We start from the raw sequence: 22,012 nt of genomic DNA, 5'->3' as shown, positions 1-22,012 counted from the left end.
TGGTCTTTTGTTGTTTTTCGACAAATAGGGCGTAATACTTTTATCTTATTGATTTTATTTAAAAATTAAATGCTGAATGAATTCAGAAAGTTCATCTTTAGACTTTTCAGTGAATAATAATATTAAATCTTCATTTCTCAGAATTTTATCTAAGCACTTCCTCAATATATCATCAGCGTTTTTTGAAACTTCATACAGTAATTTAAAGTCATTTTTAATAAATTTTTCTGAAATTCCGTCACCATGAACGATTGATGACCTTATATCATAAGCTGTTTGAACTTTTTTATATATTTCAATTCGAGTTTCTTTATTGTTTCCAAGAAAAAAGCATACAGTTTCTGATAACCTATGTCTTAGCTCGGAATTTGAAAGAGAAAATAAACTTTCTAAAACTGAGCAATAGTGCGCAATTTTCGTACCAATATCTTCACTTTGTCTTGCTGATTGTAAAAAATAAAATGCTCTATTTAATCTAGTTTGTTTACTTGTTAATTTAACATTTTTATTTATATTATTACTATTATATAGGTTTTCAGCAAGTGTCGAAAATGCAGAATTGCTTAGAATTATTTCTTCTAAATTGAGCTCAACAAGTTCCATGTTGTTTCCGGAATAATTTGTAAGAGTTGAGCTCCAAAGATTTGTATGCAAGTGTGTAGTTTTATTTTCATCTGAGTAATAAATTAAATGCCCAAGTTCGCTTCTGATAGCATTATCTTTAACAAGCCAAAAACATTGACACAGAATTTGAATATTACTTAGTGTTTTAGAAAGTACTTCTCTTTCATTAAAATCATTGAGGTTTTTGTTAATTGATTGTTTAATTAACAAGAATGTTTCATTTTGAATTATGAAATTTATCTCGTTTAAGCCAAGTAATATTTTTACATTTTCATTTTGAATTATGTTATTTAATAAAATTGATATCATTACTTAAAGTAACAATGTCGTTGAGTGGAAAAATTGTCTTTCTAGATAATTCTAGATTGTGGATGCTTACTATTATTGTTGCTTCAATCATTGTTAAGTATTAAATTTTGCTATCTCAGAAAAATCTATTAGTAATATTATTTCTTTATCAAATATACAATTCAATAGTAAAAGATTTTTATGGTCTTACAATTCAAAGAAAAAAAAATAGAAAGTACTCTGAATAAAACAAGGTAAATCATCCTTAAACTCATTCTACATAAAGCTCAAACACGCTTGTCTCTCCTTTCCGTCACTTTACATTAAGTCCAAACACCCGTGTTTATATTTAAAATCATTTTACATTTAATTAAAACAGGGGTGTTTGTCCTTTCTGTACGTTTACATTTAGATCAAACAATGGTGTTTGTATTTAAATACAACTTATTTTATATTTGATCAAGTTATTTTTTAAATTATTAATAATAAAAACACATTTGACGTATGAAAATTTCAGTACAGAGATTGAGCACCAAAGATTTGGCGACGCTCACAAAAAGAACCATCAATGTTTCAGCTTCCGGAAAATATCCGGCACTTACAAACCATCCTTTGGTTAACGAATTGTCGACCTACTATACAAATTATGATGCCGTCTACACCAAGAAAACGTTTAGCGGAAAAGTGAAAGATGTGGCGGAAGCGGATCGCGACAGAGATTTTGCTTTCAGCGGTATAAAAGCGTTTGTGAATGGTTACCGACAGGTGGCTTCGGTACCGAATGTGCAGGATGCGGAAGATCTGTATCAGGTGTTTGTGGAGTTTGGTTTAAACCTCGACCGCATGAGCTATTCTTCGCAGAATGCTCAGATGAAAAAACTGATTGAAGCAATGGAAAGTCCTGACAATACTCAGAAACTGGGAAATCTGTCTCTATCTGTTGCTTTTACAGAGATGAAGACCAAACATGAGTATTTTGAAGAAATTTTCGAAGAACAGACAGAAGCTAATGCGGGTCTTCGGCAAATGCAAAGCGCATCATCAGTGCGCCGAAGTTTAGAAAAAACATTGAAATCTTATTTTAATATGCTCACCGCTCTGAAAGATATTCCCGATTGGAAAGATGCATACGCTGAGGTCAATGAGTTGGTAAAAGCAGCGAGAAATTCTGCTGTTGCGAGAAAGAAAAATAATGAAGAACCTGAATAAGTTTAGCTCGCTGTATATTTTAATTTATTTTCGTCGCTTTGAGTAGATTTCTGAAAAAATCATATCGAGAAGTTTATAACTACAAGATAATCTCTATTCTCGATACATTTTTTCTCCACTTTGTTACGAAAAAACACTCGAATTGACGAATGTAGTTTCAAAATACACAATGTATTAACTGTAACTTTATTTCATCAAAAAATAATTTAAAAATAAAAAATATACGGAGAATTTTCTCCGTATATTTTAGTAGTAATGATAATGTTTTATTTTACTTCTGCTTTCTTTCCTGCAAACTTATTAAGCTTCATGGTTAAAGAAAACATCACGTAACGTTTCAGAATCAAATCTTCACGGTCTTCAAAGTAAGTGTTTGTAATGGTACGTCTTACGCTTTGGTTTTGATTTAAGACATCATATACTTTTACTTTTGCGGTCAGCTGTTTGTTAAAGAATGAATATCCCAGACTGGTGTTCCAGAAATAAAAATCTCTCTTGAAACCGGGTGCAATGTTTGACGTTGTGTTGTATTCAAAATCATTTCCGAAAACAAGTTTACTTTTAAAAATATAATTGGTCAATTCCATCTTTAAAATCTGATTGCTGGTTTTAACATTTCCAATACTGTAATTTTTGTATTCTGAGAAATTGTAACCCAAGGAATAGGATGGTTTGATGGTGATTTTATCTTTTAATTCATACGTAAAATTAAATCCAGGGTTAATGCTGTATGTTTCGCTGATAAACTGATCTGCATTGATGAAACCTCTGTTGTAACCATAATTCATATTAAATCTCGGATTTAAAGTCAGTTTATTTTGTTTCCATTTGAACGTCTTTGAAAATCCACCACCCAGGTTTACATATTTGTTTCCGCTAACGTTGGTGTACGTCACAAACTGCTTCCCGGAATCGTCGTAGTAAGAATAGTTAGTCACATCATTATTATAGTAATTGAAACTTAGGTTCATATAATAATTCATGTTTTTCAACATATTATAATTGCTGTAGTAAATGTAAGTAGAGTTTTGCCATTTGTTTTTCAATTCCGGATTTCCACGATAGCTCACCAAAGGATTGATGTTATCTGTAAACGGACTCAGCTGTTCTGCAGTTGGAATTGAAAAGTCGGAGTTGTTATAAATACTCAGTCTTTTGTTGTCTGAAAACTGATATTGAAAATTCATGTTAAAGCTCGGCAATGTAAAACTGTTTTGCAAATTGTATCGCTGACTGTTAAAAAATGAGTTTACATTCATATCTGTAATATCCAAGCTTGCCGCTGCCCAAACATTGATTTTCTTTTTATTAAGTTCATAAGATATTTCAGGGCTAAGTTGGTTGATTTTTTGGCTCATCGTATTCGATAAAACATCGTTGTAATCGGAATACTGTCCGTTAGTCAGATCAAAATCATTGACGTCTCGTAAGTTTCTGGATAATTTATTTTCGTACGTTAAATTTACGGTCACATTCGATGAATCAGATAGAGGTTCAGAATATGCAGTTGTAAATCGATATCTGTTGGTTTGATTTTTTGTTTTAGAAAGCTGGTTTCTTATATCATTTGGATCTGTGGTTTGATAGAAAATAGTTGAAGAGGTATTTGTATTTTCTTTTTTTGATTCTGAAATAGTGGTATTCATATTGGCAGAAACTATACGACCTTTTTTCTTAAATTTTCTTGAGAAATATAGATTTGGCGAGAAATTATTGCTCTCAGATTTATTGCTTGTGTAAGAATCACTTTCGTTAAGGAGTATATTGTCTCTTAAAGTGGATGATTTTGAATTATTAAAACTAAAACCTTCTGTTCTTGAGAAGTTGGGCGAGAAATAAATATTGGTAAGCGTATCAATTTTAATTCTTATAGCGGTGTCAAAACTATATTGTTGCGTTTCGTTTTCACCATTGTTTTCCGAGTTTGTTTTTAAAGTAAAATCAGGAAGTAATGTCGTTCTGGAAACTTTAGATCTTGTCTCCAAATTATTGTTGACGTGCATTAAACTTAAAGTCTCCAAATCTGCATTTTTGTCAAATTTGTCACTATAATTAAAGCCAACCGTTGTACTTCTTTGGATTCCTTTGGTATTGTTTCCGCCTTGTGTGTAATAGGTGTTTCCGCCGTCTGTAATCACAGATCCGCCCTGCATGATCCACGAATTTCTACCGTGTCCCATACTGTCGAAAACCTCATCATTAGAAAATCCTTGCGAATTGATGTTGTTTGACGAAGCCAAAAGACTGATTTTGGTATCTTTTTTAAAATAGCTCAAAAGCAAACTGCCTTCATAACGCTCGTCAGAACCATATCCTGCAGTCAGTCGGGATAAAAGCCCTTTGTTTTTCTTTTCATCAATATTAAAATTGATGGTTGTATTATTCGATTTCGCAGCTTTCCCACTCAATTCCTCTTCCTTAGTTTTCGTAGTAGTAAACTGGATGTTTTTGATAATATCAGCCGGAAGATTCTGCAATGCGATTTTCCCGTCTTTATCGAAGAATGGTTTTCCGTTGATCATAATTTGGTCAACTTCTTTTCCGTTAACCGTTATTTTTCCCTCATTGCTAATTTCAACTCCCGGAATTTGCTTTAAAAGTTCTTCAATTTTACTGTCTGGTCGTACTTTTATTGCTGAAGCATTAAATTCAATGGTGTCTTTTTTAATTTTAACCGGTGAAGCTGTAATCTTTACCTCTTCGATATTTTGAATAGAGTTTTTCTCCAGCTCAATTTCTCCTAAAGAAACCGATTCTTTAATTATATCAAAGCTTTTGGAGTAGGTGATATATTTTTCAGCATCAATTTTCAAAATAGTTGATTCTGATAATTCATCTGTTTTTAGAGAAAATTTTCCTTCACGATTAGTCGCTGTGTAATTGACAATAGAAGAGTCTTTTTGTTTAAGTAAATAAACGGTGACGTTTTCAATTGATTTTTTTTCAAAATTTAAAACTTTTCCATCGATGCTTAATTTTTGTGCATTTAATAATAAATTGCTGATTACAAAGATCAGCAACCAAAACTTTTTCCCCATTTATTGATTTTATGGCGCAAAAGTAATAAAAAAACATCCCTTGTAGGGGATGTTTATAGTTAAAGTCAGTTAAATTCTTAAAATTAAGCCTTCAAATATCTTGAATAAGCGTAACCTTCCTGTCCATCGGCAGTTTTTACTTTCCACCAATCGTCTGAAGTCTGCTCAACTAAAGTTACAGAAGCACCTTTAGCAGCTTTTCCTACAACAGCAGCTTCAGTTGAAGGCTCTTGTCTGATATTTAAATTTGATTCTTCAGTGGCAACCGTAAGATTTGCACCTGCAGAAAGACCTGCAACCTGCACATCGATGTTGATATCTGTAGCAGAATACGTAGAATCAATTGCTCCTAGAGCGTTCCAAACTGCATCTTTAGCAGCTGTGTTTGAAGCATTTCCGGAAACATAAAGAATTCCATCCTGCTCCTGAACTTGTAAATTTGAAACTCCTGCAGACTGGGCAGCAGAAACTACACTTGAATATTTATCTTGTAATGTGCTCATGTCTGATTATTTTACTACTAATTTATTGTTATATTTTCCAACTTTTAAAGCATCTACAGATTCTTTAATTTTTCTAGCTTGAGCTGAAGAAACATTTCCAGTAAGCGTTAATTCTCCATTAACAACTTCTACTTTTACCGTTGGGAAATCTTTTACAGCATCCTGTACCTTTTGCTGAACCATAGGATCTACAGCTGAAGTAGTTTCTACAGGCGGTGGTGGAGGTGGAAGTGTTTCTACAGTTGCCATATCATGCACATCTTTTACTCCCTTAATTTCTTTTAAGGATTTAATTGCAGCATCTTTTTCAGCCTGAGAAGCAAATGTTCCTCCAAGATGAGCAACACCTTCTTTTACTTCAATAGTTGCAGTAGGAGTTGCAGCTACAATAGTTGTTGCCTGAGTCTGAAGATCAGCGTCAGAAACTTTCTTTTTGCACGAAATAGCCCCAAATGATACTGCTAAAGCTAAAGCAGACATTGTGATTGTTTTTCTCATAATTGATTTTATTTAATGTTTTTCGTTAGACTCAAATGTAATAATAAAATCTATACCAATGATTGAAAAATTTAATAAATATGATAGGATTTTATGCTAAGTTTTTAATAATCTGAATCTTAAATTTAAATTCTTTGAATTTTAATTGCTTTTTAATAATAATTTAAGCCTAAACTTTAAAACTATTATATTTGTGGCAATTGATAATACGATGAAATTGTCACGATTTGCAAACTCAAATGAAGTTCGCCGTTTAATTATAAAGAAAAGGCAAATTCTGATGAAGAAGGCACAATTCCAAATAACCTAAAAAAATAATAGAAATCTACATATGAAAGGACAGAATAAACTATTTTTTGCAATCATCATTGCATTAATCCTTGGTGTTGCAATAGGAGGATTTGTACATCTTCAATATCCTGACAGTGCAAAACCATTCTCTCAAAATATAAAACTTCTAGGAACGGTTTTCATCAGGCTTGTTCAAATGATTATTGCACCATTGGTTTTCACAACTTTGGTAGTGGGAATTGCAAAAATGAGCGATATTAAGATGATTGGAAGGGTAGGATCGAAAGCCATGCTTTGGTTCATTTCCGCTTCATTGGTTTCTCTTTTTATTGGTTTAATTTTAGTTAATTGGCTTGAGCCGGGGCACGTTACAAAACTTCCCATTCAGGATGCAGCATCTGCCGATGAGCTTTTAAAATCAAGCAAAGGTTTTTCTTTGGAAGACTTTGTAAAACATATTATTCCTAAAAGTATTTTTGAAGCTTTTGCAACCAATGAAGTTCTTCAGATTGTGGTTTTCTCCATTATGTTTGGGGTGGCTTTGGCGAATTTAGGTGACGAATATGCTCAGCCTGTAATTAAATTGTTCGACGTCATTGCTCATGCAATCCTGAAAATGGTGGGTTATATCATGTGGTTTGCACCGCTTGGAGTTTTAGGAGCCATCGCTGCCGTTGTTGCGACCAATGGTTTTGAAATCTTTAAGGTTTATGCGATTTATCTCCGAGATTTTTTCTTTGCCATTGCTGTTCTTTGGCTTGTATTATTGTTAGTTGGATATATGATTTTAGGAAACCGTTTATTTGATTTGTTAAGAAGAATAAAATCTCCTTTGTTAATCGCTTTCTCTACAACAAGTTCGGAAGCTGTTTTCCCTAAATTGGTTGAAGAGCTGGAAAGATTCGGATGCAATAATAGAGTAGTTTCTTTTATTTTACCTTTAGGATATTCATTTAATCTGGATGGAAGTATGATGTACATGACGTTTGCCTCCATTTTCATCGCTCAGATTTACGGAATCGAAATGTCTGTTGGACAACAAATCACCATGCTTTTGGTTTTAATGTTAACTTCAAAAGGGATTGCGGGAGTTCCGAGAGCCTCTTTGGTAATCATCGTAGCAACCTGCTCCATGTTTGGAATTCCGCCCGAAGGAATTGCATTAATTTTACCGATTGACCATTTCTGTGATATGGCGAGAAGTATGACGAATGTTTTAGGAAATGCTCTGGCGACGTCTGCCGTTTCGAAATGGGAAGGGCAGCTCGATAATCATGGTGGTGATATGTAAAATATTAATTTAACTTAAGTTAGTGAATGGTCAATAGTGAATTTTTATTTTCATTATTGACCATTTGTTTTTAGGAGCTTAATCCCGCTTTCCATTGCAATCTTTTTTTGCAAAAAAGGATTTTCATTACAATCGGGGCTAGGGTGGTAGTCAGTCAAACTTAATTATCAAATTTTATTATATTTCGGAGTAAATTCCTTTCAGTTTAAGAATTAGTGTTTTTGAATAGGAGGAAATTTTGATTTGAAAATGAAGGGAAATTTTTGAGAATAAAAAAAAAAACTTTGCGAACTTTGCGTTAAAAATAGATTAAAAACCTATCATTAAATGAACTTACAACATCATAAAAATACAATTGCTGATAAAGGATTTTCCGTGATTGACAATGTTTTTTCTACAGAAGAAATTGAAAAAATAAGTGAAGTGATCCGAAATATTGACACCTCAAAAGAAACGTTCAGGAAGTCGGAAGATCTTTTTGCCATCCGTCAGTTTTTAAAGGAAATTCCTGAGGTGAAAGATTTGATTTTTAATGAAAATTTAAAGACAATCATTAAAGAAATTTTTGGCGAAAATTATTTTGTAGTCAAAAGTATTTACTTCGATAAACCTGAAAAATCAAACTGGTACGTTGCCTATCATCAGGATTTGACTATCTCAGTTGATAAGAAGGTCGAACTGGAAAACTTCGGGCCCTGGACAACGAAACAAAATCAGTTTGCCGTTCAGCCGCCTTTAAATATTCTTGAAAATATTTTTACCATAAGAATTCATTTAGACGATACTGATGAACATAATGGAGCTTTAAAAGTAGTTCCAAAATCCCACGCAAAAGGAATCTACAGACCCGAAACCATTGACTGGAATGTGGAAACTGAAAATATATGCAGTGTTGAGAAAGGCGGAGTGATGATTATGAAACCTCTGCTTCTTCACGGTTCTAACCGAACGACGAATGGAAAGAAAAGGAGGGTAATACACATTGAATTTTCTGATCGGGAATTGCCAGAGGAATTGAATTGGTCGGAGAGAATGCATTAAGATCATTAGAAATTCAGCGTTTTTTTTAGAATCCAATTCTCAAGATTTAATCATAAAAACCAAAAAAACCTCTTCCAAATCGAAAGAGGTTTCATTATTTTAAAATTGTAAATCTCGAATTTTATTTCACAGAAATCTCATCCACAAAAACATACGCATCACCATCTGCTCCCTGATGCCATGCAGGAAGTTTCCCGAAATGATACGCTTTTACTTTCAGATAGCGGGCTTCGGTCGGAAGAATGTCTGTTGCAAAATCTTTCACCTGAACGGTTTCATCCTTAGCATCAATGTTATTTTCCAGAGTTTTCAGAAGAATAAAAGTTTTTCCATCCATTGAAGCGTAATATTCTACTTTTTTCGGCATTAAAATCCATGCACGGCTGTCCTGTAAGTAAGTTGAGGAAATATGATTCATTTGCTGAGGAGATTTAAAATCAATAATGGCTTCCACGGTTTGTCCCTGATAGCCTTGCCATTCGCCTTTCCTCCAGTTTACGTCACCGTTGATTCCGTCGATGATTGCCAGTTTTCCACCTGCTGTGTACTGAGGATTGGCAGTTGCATTGATCGTCACATCCCAATGATTCGGGCGTTTGTTGAAATGAGCTGTAGTGATTGCACTTTTTTCACCACTTCTTTCCGCGTAAGTTGAAACTTGTGTCGTTTTGTTGATGGTAAAAGGTTCTTTGTACACTTTAAAAGTCTTTCGCACGTTGGCATCATTTTCATCCATCGTCATGTAGTAGACTTTATCTTTCGCATTCAAAGGTGTGATTTTAACCTGAGTGGTGAAATCAAAAAGTCTGTCTGCAGCAATAACAGGAGAAGCAGTTTGTTCGGTGTATTTTAAATCTTTGGCAACTTTTACGTTTTCAAAACCTAATTTTTTAAGTTCACTTTTAGGAGTGTTTTTTGTGATGATTCTTGTCGTTCCGTCTTCCAGATTAAGTTTAATTTCATCAAAATATGGCGTTACCGTTTCCCATTCAGGTTTTCCGGGAGTTACCGAATAAATCCCCATTGTGCTCAGAATATACCATGCACTCATCTGTCCGCAGTCTTCATTTCCAATCAGACCATCCGGAGCATTTTTGTAGAAATTATCAAGGATGTACTTGATTTTTGCTTCTGTTTTTTGTGGTTTGTCGACGAAATTATAAAGGTAAGCGATGTGATGACTCGGCTCATTTCCCTGAGCGTATTGTCCCATTAAACCAGTGATATCCACTTGTTCTCTTCCCGTCGTTTTATCAGGAGCAGCGAAAATTGCATCAATAAACTGTTCAAATTTCTCTTTTCCGCCATGCGCCTGAATTAATCCCGGAATATCCTGCGGAACGAAGTACGAATAATGCCATGAATTTCCTTCCGTGTAATTGTTATTCACTTCTCTCGGGTCAAACGGCTCATACCAGTTTCCGTTTTTTCTGGCCTGCATAAAACCGTTGTTTGGATTGTAAAGGTTTTTCCAGTTTTGAGAACGCTTCATAAAGTATTCGTAATCGTCTTTTTTGTTTAAAATTTTTGCCATTTGAGCGATACACCAATCGTCATAGGCATATTCCAAAGTTTTAGAAACACTTTCATGCTCATCATCAATACTGATGTAATTATTTTGCTTGTAAGCACTTAAACCAAAAATATCCTGCATTGCCGAATTTTTGGATGCTTCAAAGGCTTTTTCATAATCAAATCCTGTAATCCCTTTTGCCATCGCATCTGCGATTACAGAAACGCCGTGATAACCAATCATACATTCCGTTTCATTCGAAGCGAGCTCCCAAACCGGAATCCTTCCGCCATGTTCACGTTGCTTAATAAAAGTATTGACGAAATCTGCCGTTCTTTTTCTGTCGATCAAAGTCATTAGAGGATGTGCACCTCTGAACGTATCCCAAAGCGAAAAAACAGAGTGGTAGCCGAAGTCTTTTGCCATGTAGAATTTGTTGTCTCTGCCACGGTATTTTCCGTCAGCATCCATATTGATGTTTGGCTGCGTGAAAACATGATACATTGCGGTATAGAAAACTGTGAGTTTATCTTTATCGTCAGACTTCACTTCAATTTTTGAAAGTTCTCTATTCCAGTCTGCGACCGCCTGAGTTTGAATTTCATTAAAATCATTTGATTTTCCTTCTGCCAGCATATTTTTTCCTGCACCTTCGTAACCTGTTGGAGAAATTGAAACTTTTACACTGATCTTTTCACCACCCTTGACCGCAGTTGTAAAAGCTAAAGTCAATTTGGTTCCTGAGAATGTATTGTTTTCATTTTTACCATTAAATTCCTTTTTTGAAATTTTCATCGGTTTTGAAAACTCAATTCTTGAATAAATATATTGGTTGGTTGCCCAGGCTTCACTTCTTCTGAAAACTTCAATCGTTTTGCTGTCAATAATTCTCACTTCACCTTCCAGCAATTTATCTCTGTGATTTAAATCTAAAACAATGTTGGCGTTTCCTGCTTTATTGAATTTATATTCATGATATCCGACTCTTTTTGTCGTGGTTAAACGGACATCAATGTTGTGTCTGTCTAATTTGACAGAATAAAATCCGGCTGTTGCTTTTTCATTTTTATGAGAAAATTTGGATGAATATTCTTTCGGAGTCAGTCCCGGAGTTCCCATTGTCGGCATCAGCATAATATCACCATAATCTGAAACTCCTGTTCCGTTCAGATGCGTATGCGAGAAACCGTAAATTACCGAATCTGAATAGTGATAGCCGCTGCAGCCATCCCAACTTCCGTCAATTCTTGTGTCGGGAGAAAGCTGAACCATCCCAAAAGGTACGATCGCGCCTGGAAAAGTATGGCCATGACCGCCCGTTCCGATAAAAGGATTGACGTATTGCGAATAATTTTGTGAAAACGAATTATGAGCAATTAATCCTAAAAGAACGAATAATATTTTCTTCATTGATATTAAATTTAAATCGCCCTAAAATACACAAATTTTGGCTTCACAAAAGAATTTATCTATCACCATGTTTATTGATTCTAAATAGCTAAAAATTCCGTAAATTTGTGGTCAATTTATATTTTTATGTTGACTAAAGAAAAAATTCAGGATTTCCTTAAAGAAATAGAAGTAGACGACTTGGTTTCTAACTTCCAATTGATGGGGAATGATGTTTATATAGATATGACTGCGCATTCACCGGCAATGCACGAAAAGAAAAAGCTTGAAGCTGCAATGAAACAGGCTTTCGCAAGTGAATTTGGAGAAGAAATCAATTTAAAACTTAAAATAGTTTCTCCCGAGCCAAGCGAAGTTCAGCTAAGTCAGATCAAAGGAAAACAAATCCCTGGAATTCAAAATATTATTGCCATCGCATCCGGAAAAGGAGGTGTTGGTAAGTCTACAGTTGCTGCGAACCTTGCGGTAACTTTAGCAAAAATGGGTTTTAAAGTTGGGATTTTAGATGCCGATATTTACGGACCTTCTGTTCCTACAATGTTCGATACAGAAGGACAGAAGCCGATTTCTGTTGACGTGAATGGAAAAAGCTTAATGAAACCAATCGAAAATTACGGTGTGAAAATGCTTTCCATCGGATATTTTTCAGGAGCCAATCAGGCAGTAGTCTGGAGAGGGCCAATGGCTTCAAAAGCGTTGAACCAAATGATCAGAGATGCAGCTTGGGGAGAACTTGATTTCTTACTAATCGATCTTCCTCCTGGAACTGGAGATATTCATTTATCAATTATTCAGGAAGTTCCGGTAACGGGAGCGGTGATCGTAAGTACGCCTCAACACGTTGCTTTAGCGGATGTTAGAAAAGGAATTGCAATGTTCAATATGGAAAGTATCAACATTCCGGTTCTTGGACTGATAGAAAATATGGCTTATTTTACGCCGGAAGAACTACCTGACAATAAATATTATATCTTTGGAAATCAGGGAGCGCAATATCTGGCAGATGATTTAAATATTCCTGTCTTGGGAGAAATTCCGTTGATTCAGAGCATCAGAGAGGCGGGAGATGTAGGAAGACCTGCAGCGCTTCAGGAAAATTCAAAAATTGCAGAAATTTATACAGAAACTGCAAGAAAAATGGTAGAGAGCTTAGTAGAAAGAAACAAATTTTTACCGCCTACAGAAGCCGTGAAAATCACGACAATGGCAGGTTGCTCACCGAAAAAATAAATAATGATTTCAAATTAATTTTTGAAAAACCAAATTCGAATATGGAGACAAATATAGCACACGAACAAACTGTAACCAAGGTATTGGAAGCTCTGGAAAGCATTCGTCCGTTTTTGAACAAAGACGGTGGCGATATCGAGCTTTTAGATGTAAAAGATAATACCGTTTTTGTAAAACTTCTGGGAAACTGTTCAGGTTGCTCTCTTAATTTCTCAACATTGAAATTAGGGGTAGAAAATACCATCAAGCAACACGCTCCCGAAATTGAAAAGGTAGTGAATGTAGAGTAAAAAATACGACGATATATTTTTTAAAGACAGACTTTTTGGGTCTGTCTTTTTTTTGAAAATATCACCCAACCTTGTCAAGGTTATAATCGCTCAGTATATTAACCTTGACAAGGTTTACGACTAGTTTTATTCCACAAAAAAGCCCCGGAAAATCCCGAGGCTTAGCAAAATCAAATATGAAAATTTTACTTTACAATTACTCTCTCCACTTCACCTTCTGAAGTTTTAATTAAATAACCTCCGGTATTTAGTTTTGAAGTGTCGATCGTTAAGGCAGATTTTTCTTTTCCAAGAAGTTTTCCGCTCATATCGTACAATTCGTAACCTTGAGCTCTGTTGAAATATAGGGTATTTCCTTTGTTCACAGGATTCGGGAAGATATTGAAGTTTGATTTCTCGGGCTTAACTTCGCTAGTTGGCAGGCTTGTATTTGAAATATTATATTTAGCAATAATGTAGTATGATGTATTGCCTGTGTATTTGTCTCCTGCCGCGTAGATAGAATTGTTTTTTACAATTAGAGAGGTGTAAGACCCATCAATGCCTGTTTCTTTGTATGAATTTTGATTATTGATTTGCACCAAATTCCCCGAATTATTATAATGAGAAATAAATGGATGCCCAGAGGTTGATTCTCCTACAAAATAAAATTCGTTTCCATGATTAACAAAATTACTGTAGAAATCAAGAGTATTATTATCATTGGTCAGATTAATCGTACTCGATAGACTTCCCGCCGTGTTGATATTATAAAATAGGTTGTTGTCTAGATCCAAAGAATTAATATTTCTATTGAAGTCAATTTTTGAAAAATAATAACTTGATGCCGGATAAGTAAAGTTTCCATTAGAGCCAAAACTGTTTACAATTGTTCCTGTTGATGTCGTTTTACTTATTTTATCATTATGAAAATTTAGTATTTCTGAACCAGAGCTTAATATATAACCGTTATTGTTTTGTACAATAATTCCATTATTTCCGTAGCTGTTATCCGTAGTGCCGTTTGATAAAAGCTTAATAAATCTTGTACCTGTAGATAATAAGATTGAACTATCTGATAAAACTACGGTGTTGTTGTTTCGGAAACCGTTGACTCCATTGAAAGTAGTGGTAAATTCTCCTGCAGTACCAAATGCAGTATCTAGCGACCCGTTATTTAGATTATACCTTCTGATACTTATTTGTGCTGATGGATCTTCCGACGTTTTTTGAAATGAAACTAAAATTTTATCCGATCCTTGAGGTCTTATTGTAAAATCGCTCACATAATTTGGTAACGTTAAAGTACCACCAATCCCAAAAGAAGTATCATAGCTTCCATCTAAATTAAGTTTGTAAATTTTATTTGGAGTTAATGAAACAGATGAAGGAACGTCTTTTCCGTAAACAAAAAGTTTATTGTCGGTGCTTTCTATAATCTGCAAATCATCAGCTTCACCAGTTAATGGTATTGAAACTATTCCATTGTTTCCAAAAGATGTATCTAAATTAATTGTTTGTGCGTTAAGATTAAGATAAAATGCAGAGATCATTGCTACGGTCACAGTAGTAAATTTCTTTTTCATAATTGTGTTTTAATTATTAATGTTTACAAATATAATATTTTTTTTAAGTTGATAAGTCTTATTTATTAAACAAAAAAGCCCCGGAAAAAATTTCCGAGGCTTCATTAAAATCAAATATGAAGATTTTACTTCACAATTACTCTTTTCACTTCACCTTCTGAAGCTTTAATTAGATAAACTCCGGTATTTAGTTTTGAGGTGTCGATGGTTAGGGCAGATTTCTCTTTTCCAAGAAGTTTTCCGCTCATATCGTATAATTCATAACCCTGAGCTCTGTTGAAATATAGAGTATTTCCTTTGTTCACAGGATTCGGGAAGATATTGAAAGTTGCTTTTTCAGGCTTAACTTCGCCAGTAGCTAAAGTTGGAGAAGTCATTACTTCATACATCGATAAAGTTCCACTGATTTCGTTGGCAACGATGATATAACCTTTTCCGTTATTCATATTTGCTGGTGGAATGTAAGTAATTCCTTCCGGACCGTTGTCTCCACCAAATGCAGAAGTAGATCTTGAATGTTTATAATCTACAAAAGTTGCATTATTTGGGTCTGTAACGTTGTAAACCATCACACCTCCGGTTCTTTCCAGAGTAATGAATGCAAATGTCTGAGTTCCGATGGTGCCTAAAGTAACGCCTTCCGGTTCAGGACCTTTTGCGCGGCTTCTGCTTTTTGCACCGTTTGCTTCATTATCTGCATTGAAAATCAAAGGATGGTAAGCTGCGGTGTGTCTTTCAAACTGATCTCCACTATCGAAAACCAACTGTTTGGTGTCTGCATTGAAAATTGAGAATGAACGAGCTCCCAAAGCATGAATTTCTTCAAAATCTGCGTCACCATCTGTATTTCCGTTTACGTTGGTTACTCTGAATCTTCCCAAATTATGCGAAGCTTTCAAAATAGATGCATTCGGGAAAATTGCTGAATCTAAAGTGTATCCGTTGGCTCCAACTGTCGTTCTTTCACTGAATCCGCCTAAATCTTTTTCATCTCCTTCATTCGCTGTAACCAGGTAATTGGTATTTCCAACTTTGAAAGATGCCATCGCATCCGGATTGTAGTATGTTTTTACAGGCCAGTTTGCAATTAGAACTTCTCCATTGTTGTCTGAAGCATCGAAACCATTTCCTGGAAGACTCATGTCTTTTTTATCTAATCCCCAAATATTTCCTAAAGTATTTGTTGCTAAATTAACCTCAATAATGGCATTGTTTTCCTGACAAGAAACCCAAGCTTTCTGGCTATCCGGACTGATTGTAATGTATTCCGGTTCAAGATCCTGAGCTAAAGTGCTCGTAGATTTTACTTTTCTTCCGCCCGTAAGAGCTAAAGTTGCTTCTTGTCCGTTAAATGGTGTCAAAGAAAGCGTGGTAACATTTGATTGTGTTAAATTTGAAATCCCTCCGGAAATATCAATAATACTGATAGAACCTTCCGGATCTACTGTGTAAGCATCGTTTGGTTCTCCTTCATTTGCTGTCATTATTTTGTTTCCGTCCGGAGTGAAAGTAATCATATCGGGTAAAACTCCTACAGTAACCTGCTTCAAGAATACTCCATTCGTAGTAAAGAAAACAACAGAACCATTTCCTTGAGGATTAGTTGCGTTTGGTGAAGCTACAGCTACAATTCCGTTTTTAACGGCAATACTTGTAATTCCGCCATAAGGAAGCATATCCACCGTTTGAATAACTGATGGAGATAGCGGATTGGAAAAATTAATAATATCAAAAACGTCCGTTAAAGAACTAATCGTAAATAATCTCTGAGTTGCAGGATCATGAACAACAATTTCTGTAGAACTTGTACTGTTTCCTGAAGGGTCAAAACTTCCAATATAGCTTAACATATTTGGATTTGATGGAACAGGTGCAGCTTTATCATTATCAATAATATAAACTGTAGAAGAAGTATCTCCTGTAATCGTTGTTCCAACAGGATTTTCAAGACTTAAAACAAAATATTCAGCCTGTTGTTCCTCCAAAGTATCATCAATAATTGGAATATTTACCGTTACACTTGTCGTAGAAGGTGTAATGTTGATTGTTTGGTTTGTAAATGTATAATCACTTGCATTTGCTGTACCGTAAGCAGCTTTTGCTACTAAATTTACCGTCGCATTCGAAGGATTTGTAACATTTATTTTAAAGGCTAAAGTTCCTGCATTTTCGTTTACTTTAACTAAAGTTTTATCTAAAGAAACGCTCGTTCCTGCTGTTGTGAAAGTGCTTGATGTTGTGGTTGTAACTGCATTATCACTTGTATCTTCCACCATATTTGGTTTTAAGGCTAAATAATAAGCCTGATTTGGAAGCAGTGCTGTTGTAGGAATTACTGTGATTGCATTATTTGCAAATGTTGTCGTAAACGGAACAACTGTTCCTGTTGAGTTATTTAATCTTAATTCTACAAGATTTTGTGCATTTGCAGCAGTAATCGCAGAGTTGTCAATTAATCTTACATTTTCATTAAAAGTAATGGTAGGATTTACTGTTGTTGAAGCGTTATTTACATTGTTTGCAGGCAAATAAGCAACCGTTGGTGGAGTAGTATCAACTCCGCTCATAGCCGTAGCATCAACCGTGAAATTGTCGAACCTGTTGTTACCAACTGTTCCTCCCGCTCCTGCAGTAAATTCAACTTTCAGCCTAAAATTTGGGTTGTTGTTTACGCTAAAGTTGTTTGAGAAATCAAGGGTTACCAAGGTTGGATCTCCGTCAACCGGTAAAACGGCACCTTCGGGATCGTTGTTTGCGGTATAAGTGAAAGGTAAAAAAGTTACTCCGTCAATCGAGTAAAACCATTTTTGCTTTCCTGCTCCGGAGCCTGATCTTCTGGTTGTAAATTTTACGACAACATTGTTGTAGCCTGTTGTAGGCAAAGCAAATTGAATATTTCCAGGGATAGGATTGTTATAACGTAAATGGGTGCCTGCAGCATCTCCATTTCTTCCGTTTATTGTGCCAAAACCGTTACCAGTAGCACTTGATAAATTAATAAAAGTATTAGGATCAGCAGTACCGTTTTGAAAAGCTGTAATTGTTCCGGTTTGTAATGTTGCAGCCGATGAAGGCGTGGTAATTGATGCAACAGATGTGTTGGTATTAAAGTTCCAGTAATGGATCAATGTGTTTTGTCCTGAAACTGCGCCATGAAATAAAGCGGCAATAGGCAAAAGACCTCTCAAAAGGTATTTGTTCTTCATTTTTATTAATTTTAGATTGTTGCAAAAATGAAGATTGTAAGTTGTGAGGCTTTTAATTTAATTTTAAGAAATGATTAATATTTTGTTTAAATAAAGGGGGTTCTTTAAGGAATTGTTAATTGTTTCGTTGTTGAGAATTACGTAATTTGGTTATTTAGAGCTTAGATTCTCTTTTAGGTTTTAAAAAAAACTTATCTTCATTCTGCTTGACATAACTTAGTGTAACTTCAATTATACAGTCATCCATATTATAGAATTCATTACTAAGTTCGTTCCAGCGGTTATCAATTTTATTTTCATCTGGCATCATTTCCATAATATTTCTACATATTTCAATATCTTCCGGAATAGGTTGTTCAGGAAAAATTTCAATTGCTTCTTTAATTATTGCAACAACTTCAAGCGCACCAATCACTTCTAATGCTTTCAAACTTTCATAAGCGAACTTTCCAGCATTGTTATAGAAAAAAGAATTAATACCACCACCATTAATACTATCTTGTAACATTTGTGATAAAATAAGCGGTCTTTCGAAATCATTTAACAAAGATAGTTGAAACCCGTCTGATGACTTATCCCATAATTTTTCTACAATGTAATTGTATATATCTTTTTTGCTATTGGTTAGTAGTAATGTTGATATATTGCTCATAGGTCAAAGTTTGAATTTGATATAATAAACTACTAAAAACATCCAAATGTATATTGCGCAAATATTAACTAGATATTTTTGCATAATATTTTTAAATATGTTTTGACTTTATATTGTATCGTAGGTTGTATAGATGTTCTGTATCATAGAATTTACTTCTTTCCCGAAACTTTATCATAAATATTATGAATCAAACCATCCGCAACAGAAATTTTCGGAACAAAAATTTTGTTGATTTCAGACCAAGTCATGACATTGTTATAAATTTTCAAAGCGTGAGCCAAAACATCGGCGCGATCTTGTCTCAGATTGTGTTTCGTCATTCTTTCGTCAACGGTAAGAACGCTTAATTCTTTGTACACTTTTTTCAGATAAGAAGCAACCATCGGCTTTCCGTCTTTTGTTTTACTCATCGAAAACACTTTATTGATATTTCCTCCGGATCCGATGGCTACAATTGGTTTTTTGCTGACGATATGAGATTTAATTTCCTCTTTCATCTCTTTCCAATTGTCTTCTGTAACAAGGTTATTCAATAAACGGATTGTTCCAATGTTGAAAGATCTCTCGTAAACCATTTTTCCGTTTTCGTAGAAAGTAAGTTCGGTAGAACCGCCACCAACATCTACATAAAGATAGGCGAAATCTTTATCAAGTCCTTCTGCAACGTGGTTTTCGTAAATTAATGTAGCTTCCTCGTCTCCTGAAATAATTTCAATATTAATATCTGAAGTCTCTTTTACAATTTGAATAATTTCCTGTCCGTTTTCAGCATCACGCATTGCACTGGTTGCACAAGCGCGATAGTGTTCAACTTTATAAATACTCATCAAATCACTGAAAATTCTCATAGTATCGATGACCATTTTTTCTCTTTCTTCGCCGATTTTTCCGAGAGTGAAAACATCCATTCCCAATCTCAGTGGAACTCGTAAAAGATTAAGTTTAATAAATTCGGGTTCTCCGTTTTGGATTTTTACTTCGTTTATTAAAAGTCGGGCTGCATTACTTCCTATATCTATCGCTGCAATAATCATGTTTTATGATGTATTTTATTGAAATTCAATGATTTATTAAATCTATAAAAAAACTTTAAAGTCGAAATTTACAAAAATTATTTGCTTTTTGAATTGATAAATTTCAGCTTTCTGAAAATCAGTTATTTCTTAATTACTTCTTTGAAGTTTTAGCTTTAAGATATTTATACGTTTCAATCTGAGAACGGCAATCTTTTTCATCGTTTTTGATGTATTCGTTGCTCAATTTTTTATCTAAAATTCTAGCTTTCATATTATCGCTCAGTTGAATATTCAGAATATCTTTTAGCTCCTTTTTAAGATTTTTATCGGTGATTTTTGCAGCAGCTTCAATTCTGTAATCTAGGTTTCTGTTCATCCAGTCTGCTGAAGAAATATACATGTCTTCAGCACCTTTATTATAGAAATACATTACTCTTGCGTGTTCCAGATATTCATCAACAATACTGATTGCTTTGATTTTTTGTTTAAAATCTTTCTGATTAACCGCACAGTAAATTCCACGTACGATTACTCTGATTATTACGCCTGCTTCTGCGGCTTCATATAATTTTGTAATTAAAGCTCGATCGCTTACGGAATTGGCTTTAACAATCATTTCAGCCTTTCTTCCTGCTTTCGCTTCTTCAATCTCTTTGTCGATATGCTGCATGATTTTTTCACGCATAAACTGCGGACAAACCATTAAAGACTTGCATGTTTTTAAAACCGTTAAATAATCCTCTTTCGGTTTCTTTAAAACATTAAAAACTTTATTAATATCTGCCATAATTCCACGGTCGGAAGTCATAATTAAATGATCACCGTAGATTTTTGCTGTTTTTTCATTGAAATTTCCGGTGCTCACGAATCCATATTGCAGAGTCTTGTTATGCGCACGTTTTTTAATCACGCACAATTTTGCGTGAACTTTTTTGTCCGGAATTCCTATTAAAACAGTGATTCCTTCAGGTTCAAACATTTCTTTCCACATTAAATTTGATTCTTCATCAAATCTTGCCTGAAGTTCGAGCATAACCGTCACTTCTTTACCATTTCTCGCCGCATAAATCAAAGCATTACTGATTTTTGAATTGCTTGCCAAACGATAAGCCGTAATCTGAATCGATTTTACATCCGGATCCATCGCTGCTTCACGAAGAAGATCAATTACGGGAGTGTAAGTGTGATATGGGAAAGAAAGCAAAACGTCGTCCTTTAAAATAACGTCGGTAACTCTTTCTCCATGTTCAAAAGCCTGATGCGTGAATGAAGTTCTTTCTACAGGCTTTTTATAATATTCAAAAACGTCCGGAAAATCCATGAAATGTTTGAAATTGTGAATTTTTCCACCCGGAATAATGCTGTCTCTTTTGCTTAAATTTAATTTTCGAATTAAAAGTTCTAGCAAAGCTTTGTCCATATCTTTATCGAAGACAAATCTTGTAGGCTTTCCTTTTCTACGGTTTTTAAGTCCTTTTTCAATTTTTTCTGCGAAATTGGTTTTGATATCGTTATCGATATTCATTTCGGCATCTTTTGTTACTTTAAAAGCATTTGCGGCGAACTCATCATACCCAAAATAGGAGAAAATATGTGGAAGATTAAATGTAATAACATCCTCCAATAACATCACATTCTTTTCTTCAGGATTTTCAGTAGGCAATAAGACGAATCGCCCTACAAAACGAGACGGAATCTCAATAATCGCATAATTGCTGTGATAATTCCAGTCTTTTTTTCTCATGGCGACACCCAGATAAAGACTTTTGTCTCTCATATAAGGCATTGGCGTGTTTTCGTGAAGAAGAATCGGGATGACATTAGCTTCTACCACTTCATCAAAATACTGTCTTACAAATTCTTTCTGTTTTGCACTTAAATTTTTTGAAGTTTTAATCGAAACATGATGATCTGCCATTTCAACCTGAATTCTTTTCCAGGTTCTGTCAAAATCGGCTTGTTGAGTAATTACAATTTCGTTGATTCTCTGAAGAATTTTTGAAGGCGGCTGATAAAAAGATTCAGCAATAACTTTTTCTTTAAAATCCATGGCACGCTTTAAACCTGCAACACGCACTCTGAAAAATTCATCTAAATTATTTGAAAAAATCCCAAGAAAACGAATTCTGAGATGAAGCGGCACATTTTCGTCCATCGCTTCTTGCAAAACTCTTTCGTTGAATGATAACCATGTAATATCTCTGGGATTAAAATGTAATGACATATTTGTGAGTAAAATTTCTCAAAAATAGTAATATAAGTGGTTATTGTAAGTTAATTGATGATTAAATTTAACAAAATTGAATAGATAAGTTTTGAGAAAAAGAAGATTTCAGAAGTTTGA

The 22,012-nt window shown here is 34.5% G+C and carries 15 protein-coding genes; 5 read left to right on the top strand and 10 right to left on the bottom strand.

All coding sequences use genetic code 11. The features are described from left to right. Positions 1-54: 54 nt before the first annotated feature. Positions 55-933: a HEPN domain-containing protein gene (locus OEA66_RS03680; RefSeq protein ID WP_267280107.1), complete on the bottom strand. Its 879-nt coding sequence runs from the start codon at positions 931-933 to the stop codon at positions 55-57. 483 nt (positions 934-1,416) lie between these two features. Between OEA66_RS03680 and OEA66_RS03675 the strand changes: the two genes are divergently transcribed. Continuing rightward, positions 1,417-2,121: a DUF6261 family protein gene (locus OEA66_RS03675; RefSeq protein WP_267280106.1), complete on the top strand. Its 705-nt coding sequence runs from the start codon at positions 1,417-1,419 to the stop codon at positions 2,119-2,121. A 266-nt stretch (positions 2,122-2,387) separates the two neighbouring features. On the opposite strand, the gene OEA66_RS03670 is transcribed toward OEA66_RS03675, so the two are convergent. The 3 genes from OEA66_RS03670 to OEA66_RS03660 all read right to left on the bottom strand — a co-directional run bounded on the left by OEA66_RS03670 (position 2,388) and on the right by OEA66_RS03660 (position 6,160). Next, the gene (locus OEA66_RS03670; RefSeq protein WP_267280105.1) at positions 2,388-5,159 is read right to left on the bottom strand and encodes an outer membrane beta-barrel protein; all 2,772 of its coding nucleotides are present in this window, start codon (positions 5,157-5,159) and stop codon (positions 2,388-2,390) included. A gap of 83 nt (positions 5,160-5,242) precedes the next feature. Next, positions 5,243-5,662, bottom strand: coding sequence for an SH3 domain-containing protein (locus OEA66_RS03665; RefSeq protein WP_267280104.1), 420 nt, complete (start codon positions 5,660-5,662; stop codon positions 5,243-5,245). A 6-nt stretch (positions 5,663-5,668) separates the two neighbouring features. Then, the gene (locus tag OEA66_RS03660; protein WP_267280103.1) at positions 5,669-6,160 is read right to left on the bottom strand and encodes a BON domain-containing protein; all 492 of its coding nucleotides are present in this window, start codon (positions 6,158-6,160) and stop codon (positions 5,669-5,671) included. 331 nt (positions 6,161-6,491) lie between these two features. On the opposite strand from OEA66_RS03660, the gene OEA66_RS03655 reads away from it, so the two are divergent. Next, a complete protein-coding gene (locus OEA66_RS03655) occupies positions 6,492-7,742 on the top strand; it encodes a dicarboxylate/amino acid:cation symporter (RefSeq protein ID WP_267280102.1) in 1,251 nt (416 codons plus the stop codon). A 327-nt stretch (positions 7,743-8,069) separates the two neighbouring features. Next, complete coding sequence (locus tag OEA66_RS03650; protein WP_267280101.1) at positions 8,070-8,783, top strand: phytanoyl-CoA dioxygenase family protein; 714 nt, start codon at positions 8,070-8,072, stop codon at positions 8,781-8,783. Positions 8,784-8,904: 121 nt separating this feature from the next. Here the strand turns inward: OEA66_RS03650 and OEA66_RS03645 are convergent, their stop codons facing one another. Next, a complete protein-coding gene (locus tag OEA66_RS03645; RefSeq protein WP_267280100.1) occupies positions 8,905-11,706 on the bottom strand; it encodes a GH92 family glycosyl hydrolase in 2,802 nt (933 codons plus the stop codon). Positions 11,707-11,832: 126 nt separating this feature from the next. Here OEA66_RS03645 and OEA66_RS03640 point away from each other — a divergent pair, with 126 nt between their 5' ends. Continuing rightward, positions 11,833-12,936 carry an Mrp/NBP35 family ATP-binding protein gene (locus OEA66_RS03640; protein ID WP_267280099.1) on the top strand — a complete coding sequence of 368 codons (1,104 nt, stop codon included), beginning with the start codon at positions 11,833-11,835 and terminating at the stop codon, positions 12,934-12,936. 41 nt (positions 12,937-12,977) lie between these two features. Then, a complete protein-coding gene (locus OEA66_RS03635; RefSeq protein ID WP_242802223.1) occupies positions 12,978-13,226 on the top strand; it encodes a NifU family protein in 249 nt (82 codons plus the stop codon). A 185-nt stretch (positions 13,227-13,411) separates the two neighbouring features. On the opposite strand, the gene OEA66_RS03630 is transcribed toward OEA66_RS03635, so the two are convergent. From OEA66_RS03630 to ppk1, 5 genes are all read right to left on the bottom strand, one after another. After that, a complete protein-coding gene (locus tag OEA66_RS03630; protein ID WP_267280098.1) occupies positions 13,412-14,791 on the bottom strand; it encodes a T9SS type A sorting domain-containing protein in 1,380 nt (459 codons plus the stop codon). Positions 14,792-14,916: 125 nt separating this feature from the next. Next, positions 14,917-17,997 carry a choice-of-anchor I family protein gene (locus OEA66_RS03625; RefSeq protein ID WP_267280097.1) on the bottom strand — a complete coding sequence of 1,027 codons (3,081 nt, stop codon included), beginning with the start codon at positions 17,995-17,997 and terminating at the stop codon, positions 14,917-14,919. Between the two features lie 154 nt (positions 17,998-18,151). Further along, positions 18,152-18,649, bottom strand: a complete 498-nt coding sequence (locus tag OEA66_RS03620) for a DMP19 family protein (protein WP_267280096.1) — start codon at positions 18,647-18,649, stop codon at positions 18,152-18,154. 152 nt (positions 18,650-18,801) lie between these two features. Beyond that, entirely contained in the window at positions 18,802-19,686 is an 885-nt protein-coding gene (locus OEA66_RS03615) for a Ppx/GppA phosphatase family protein (protein ID WP_267280095.1), read from the bottom strand. Between the two features lie 133 nt (positions 19,687-19,819). Then, entirely contained in the window at positions 19,820-21,892 is a 2,073-nt protein-coding gene (gene ppk1, locus OEA66_RS03610) for a polyphosphate kinase 1 (RefSeq protein ID WP_267280094.1), read from the bottom strand. Between the last annotated feature and the right edge of the window lie 120 nt (positions 21,893-22,012).

It is taken from the genome of Chryseobacterium luquanense (assembly GCF_026460945.1).
Taxonomy (GTDB): domain Bacteria; phylum Bacteroidota; class Bacteroidia; order Flavobacteriales; family Weeksellaceae; genus Chryseobacterium; species Chryseobacterium luquanense.
Note: the sequence above shows the minus strand (reverse complement) of the source record. Positions and strands in the feature narration are given on the sequence as shown.

Coding starts and splice junctions, on each gene's coding strand:
- OEA66_RS03680 (WP_267280107.1), bottom strand. CDS start 933: ATGATATCAATTTTATTAAATAACATAATTCAAAATGAAAATGTAAAA.
- OEA66_RS03675 (WP_267280106.1), top strand. CDS start 1,417: ATGAAAATTTCAGTACAGAGATTGAGCACCAAAGATTTGGCGACGCTC.
- OEA66_RS03670 (WP_267280105.1), bottom strand. CDS start 5,159: ATGGGGAAAAAGTTTTGGTTGCTGATCTTTGTAATCAGCAATTTATTA.
- OEA66_RS03665 (WP_267280104.1), bottom strand. CDS start 5,662: ATGAGCACATTACAAGATAAATATTCAAGTGTAGTTTCTGCTGCCCAG.
- OEA66_RS03660 (WP_267280103.1), bottom strand. CDS start 6,160: ATGAGAAAAACAATCACAATGTCTGCTTTAGCTTTAGCAGTATCATTT.
- OEA66_RS03655 (WP_267280102.1), top strand. CDS start 6,492: ATGAAAGGACAGAATAAACTATTTTTTGCAATCATCATTGCATTAATC.
- OEA66_RS03650 (WP_267280101.1), top strand. CDS start 8,070: ATGAACTTACAACATCATAAAAATACAATTGCTGATAAAGGATTTTCC.
- OEA66_RS03645 (WP_267280100.1), bottom strand. CDS start 11,706: ATGAAGAAAATATTATTCGTTCTTTTAGGATTAATTGCTCATAATTCG.
- OEA66_RS03640 (WP_267280099.1), top strand. CDS start 11,833: ATGTTGACTAAAGAAAAAATTCAGGATTTCCTTAAAGAAATAGAAGTA.
- OEA66_RS03635 (WP_242802223.1), top strand. CDS start 12,978: ATGGAGACAAATATAGCACACGAACAAACTGTAACCAAGGTATTGGAA.
- OEA66_RS03630 (WP_267280098.1), bottom strand. CDS start 14,791: ATGAAAAAGAAATTTACTACTGTGACCGTAGCAATGATCTCTGCATTT.
- OEA66_RS03625 (WP_267280097.1), bottom strand. CDS start 17,997: ATGAAGAACAAATACCTTTTGAGAGGTCTTTTGCCTATTGCCGCTTTA.
- OEA66_RS03620 (WP_267280096.1), bottom strand. CDS start 18,649: ATGAGCAATATATCAACATTACTACTAACCAATAGCAAAAAAGATATA.
- OEA66_RS03615 (WP_267280095.1), bottom strand. CDS start 19,686: ATGATTATTGCAGCGATAGATATAGGAAGTAATGCAGCCCGACTTTTA.
- ppk1 (WP_267280094.1), bottom strand. CDS start 21,892: ATGTCATTACATTTTAATCCCAGAGATATTACATGGTTATCATTCAAC.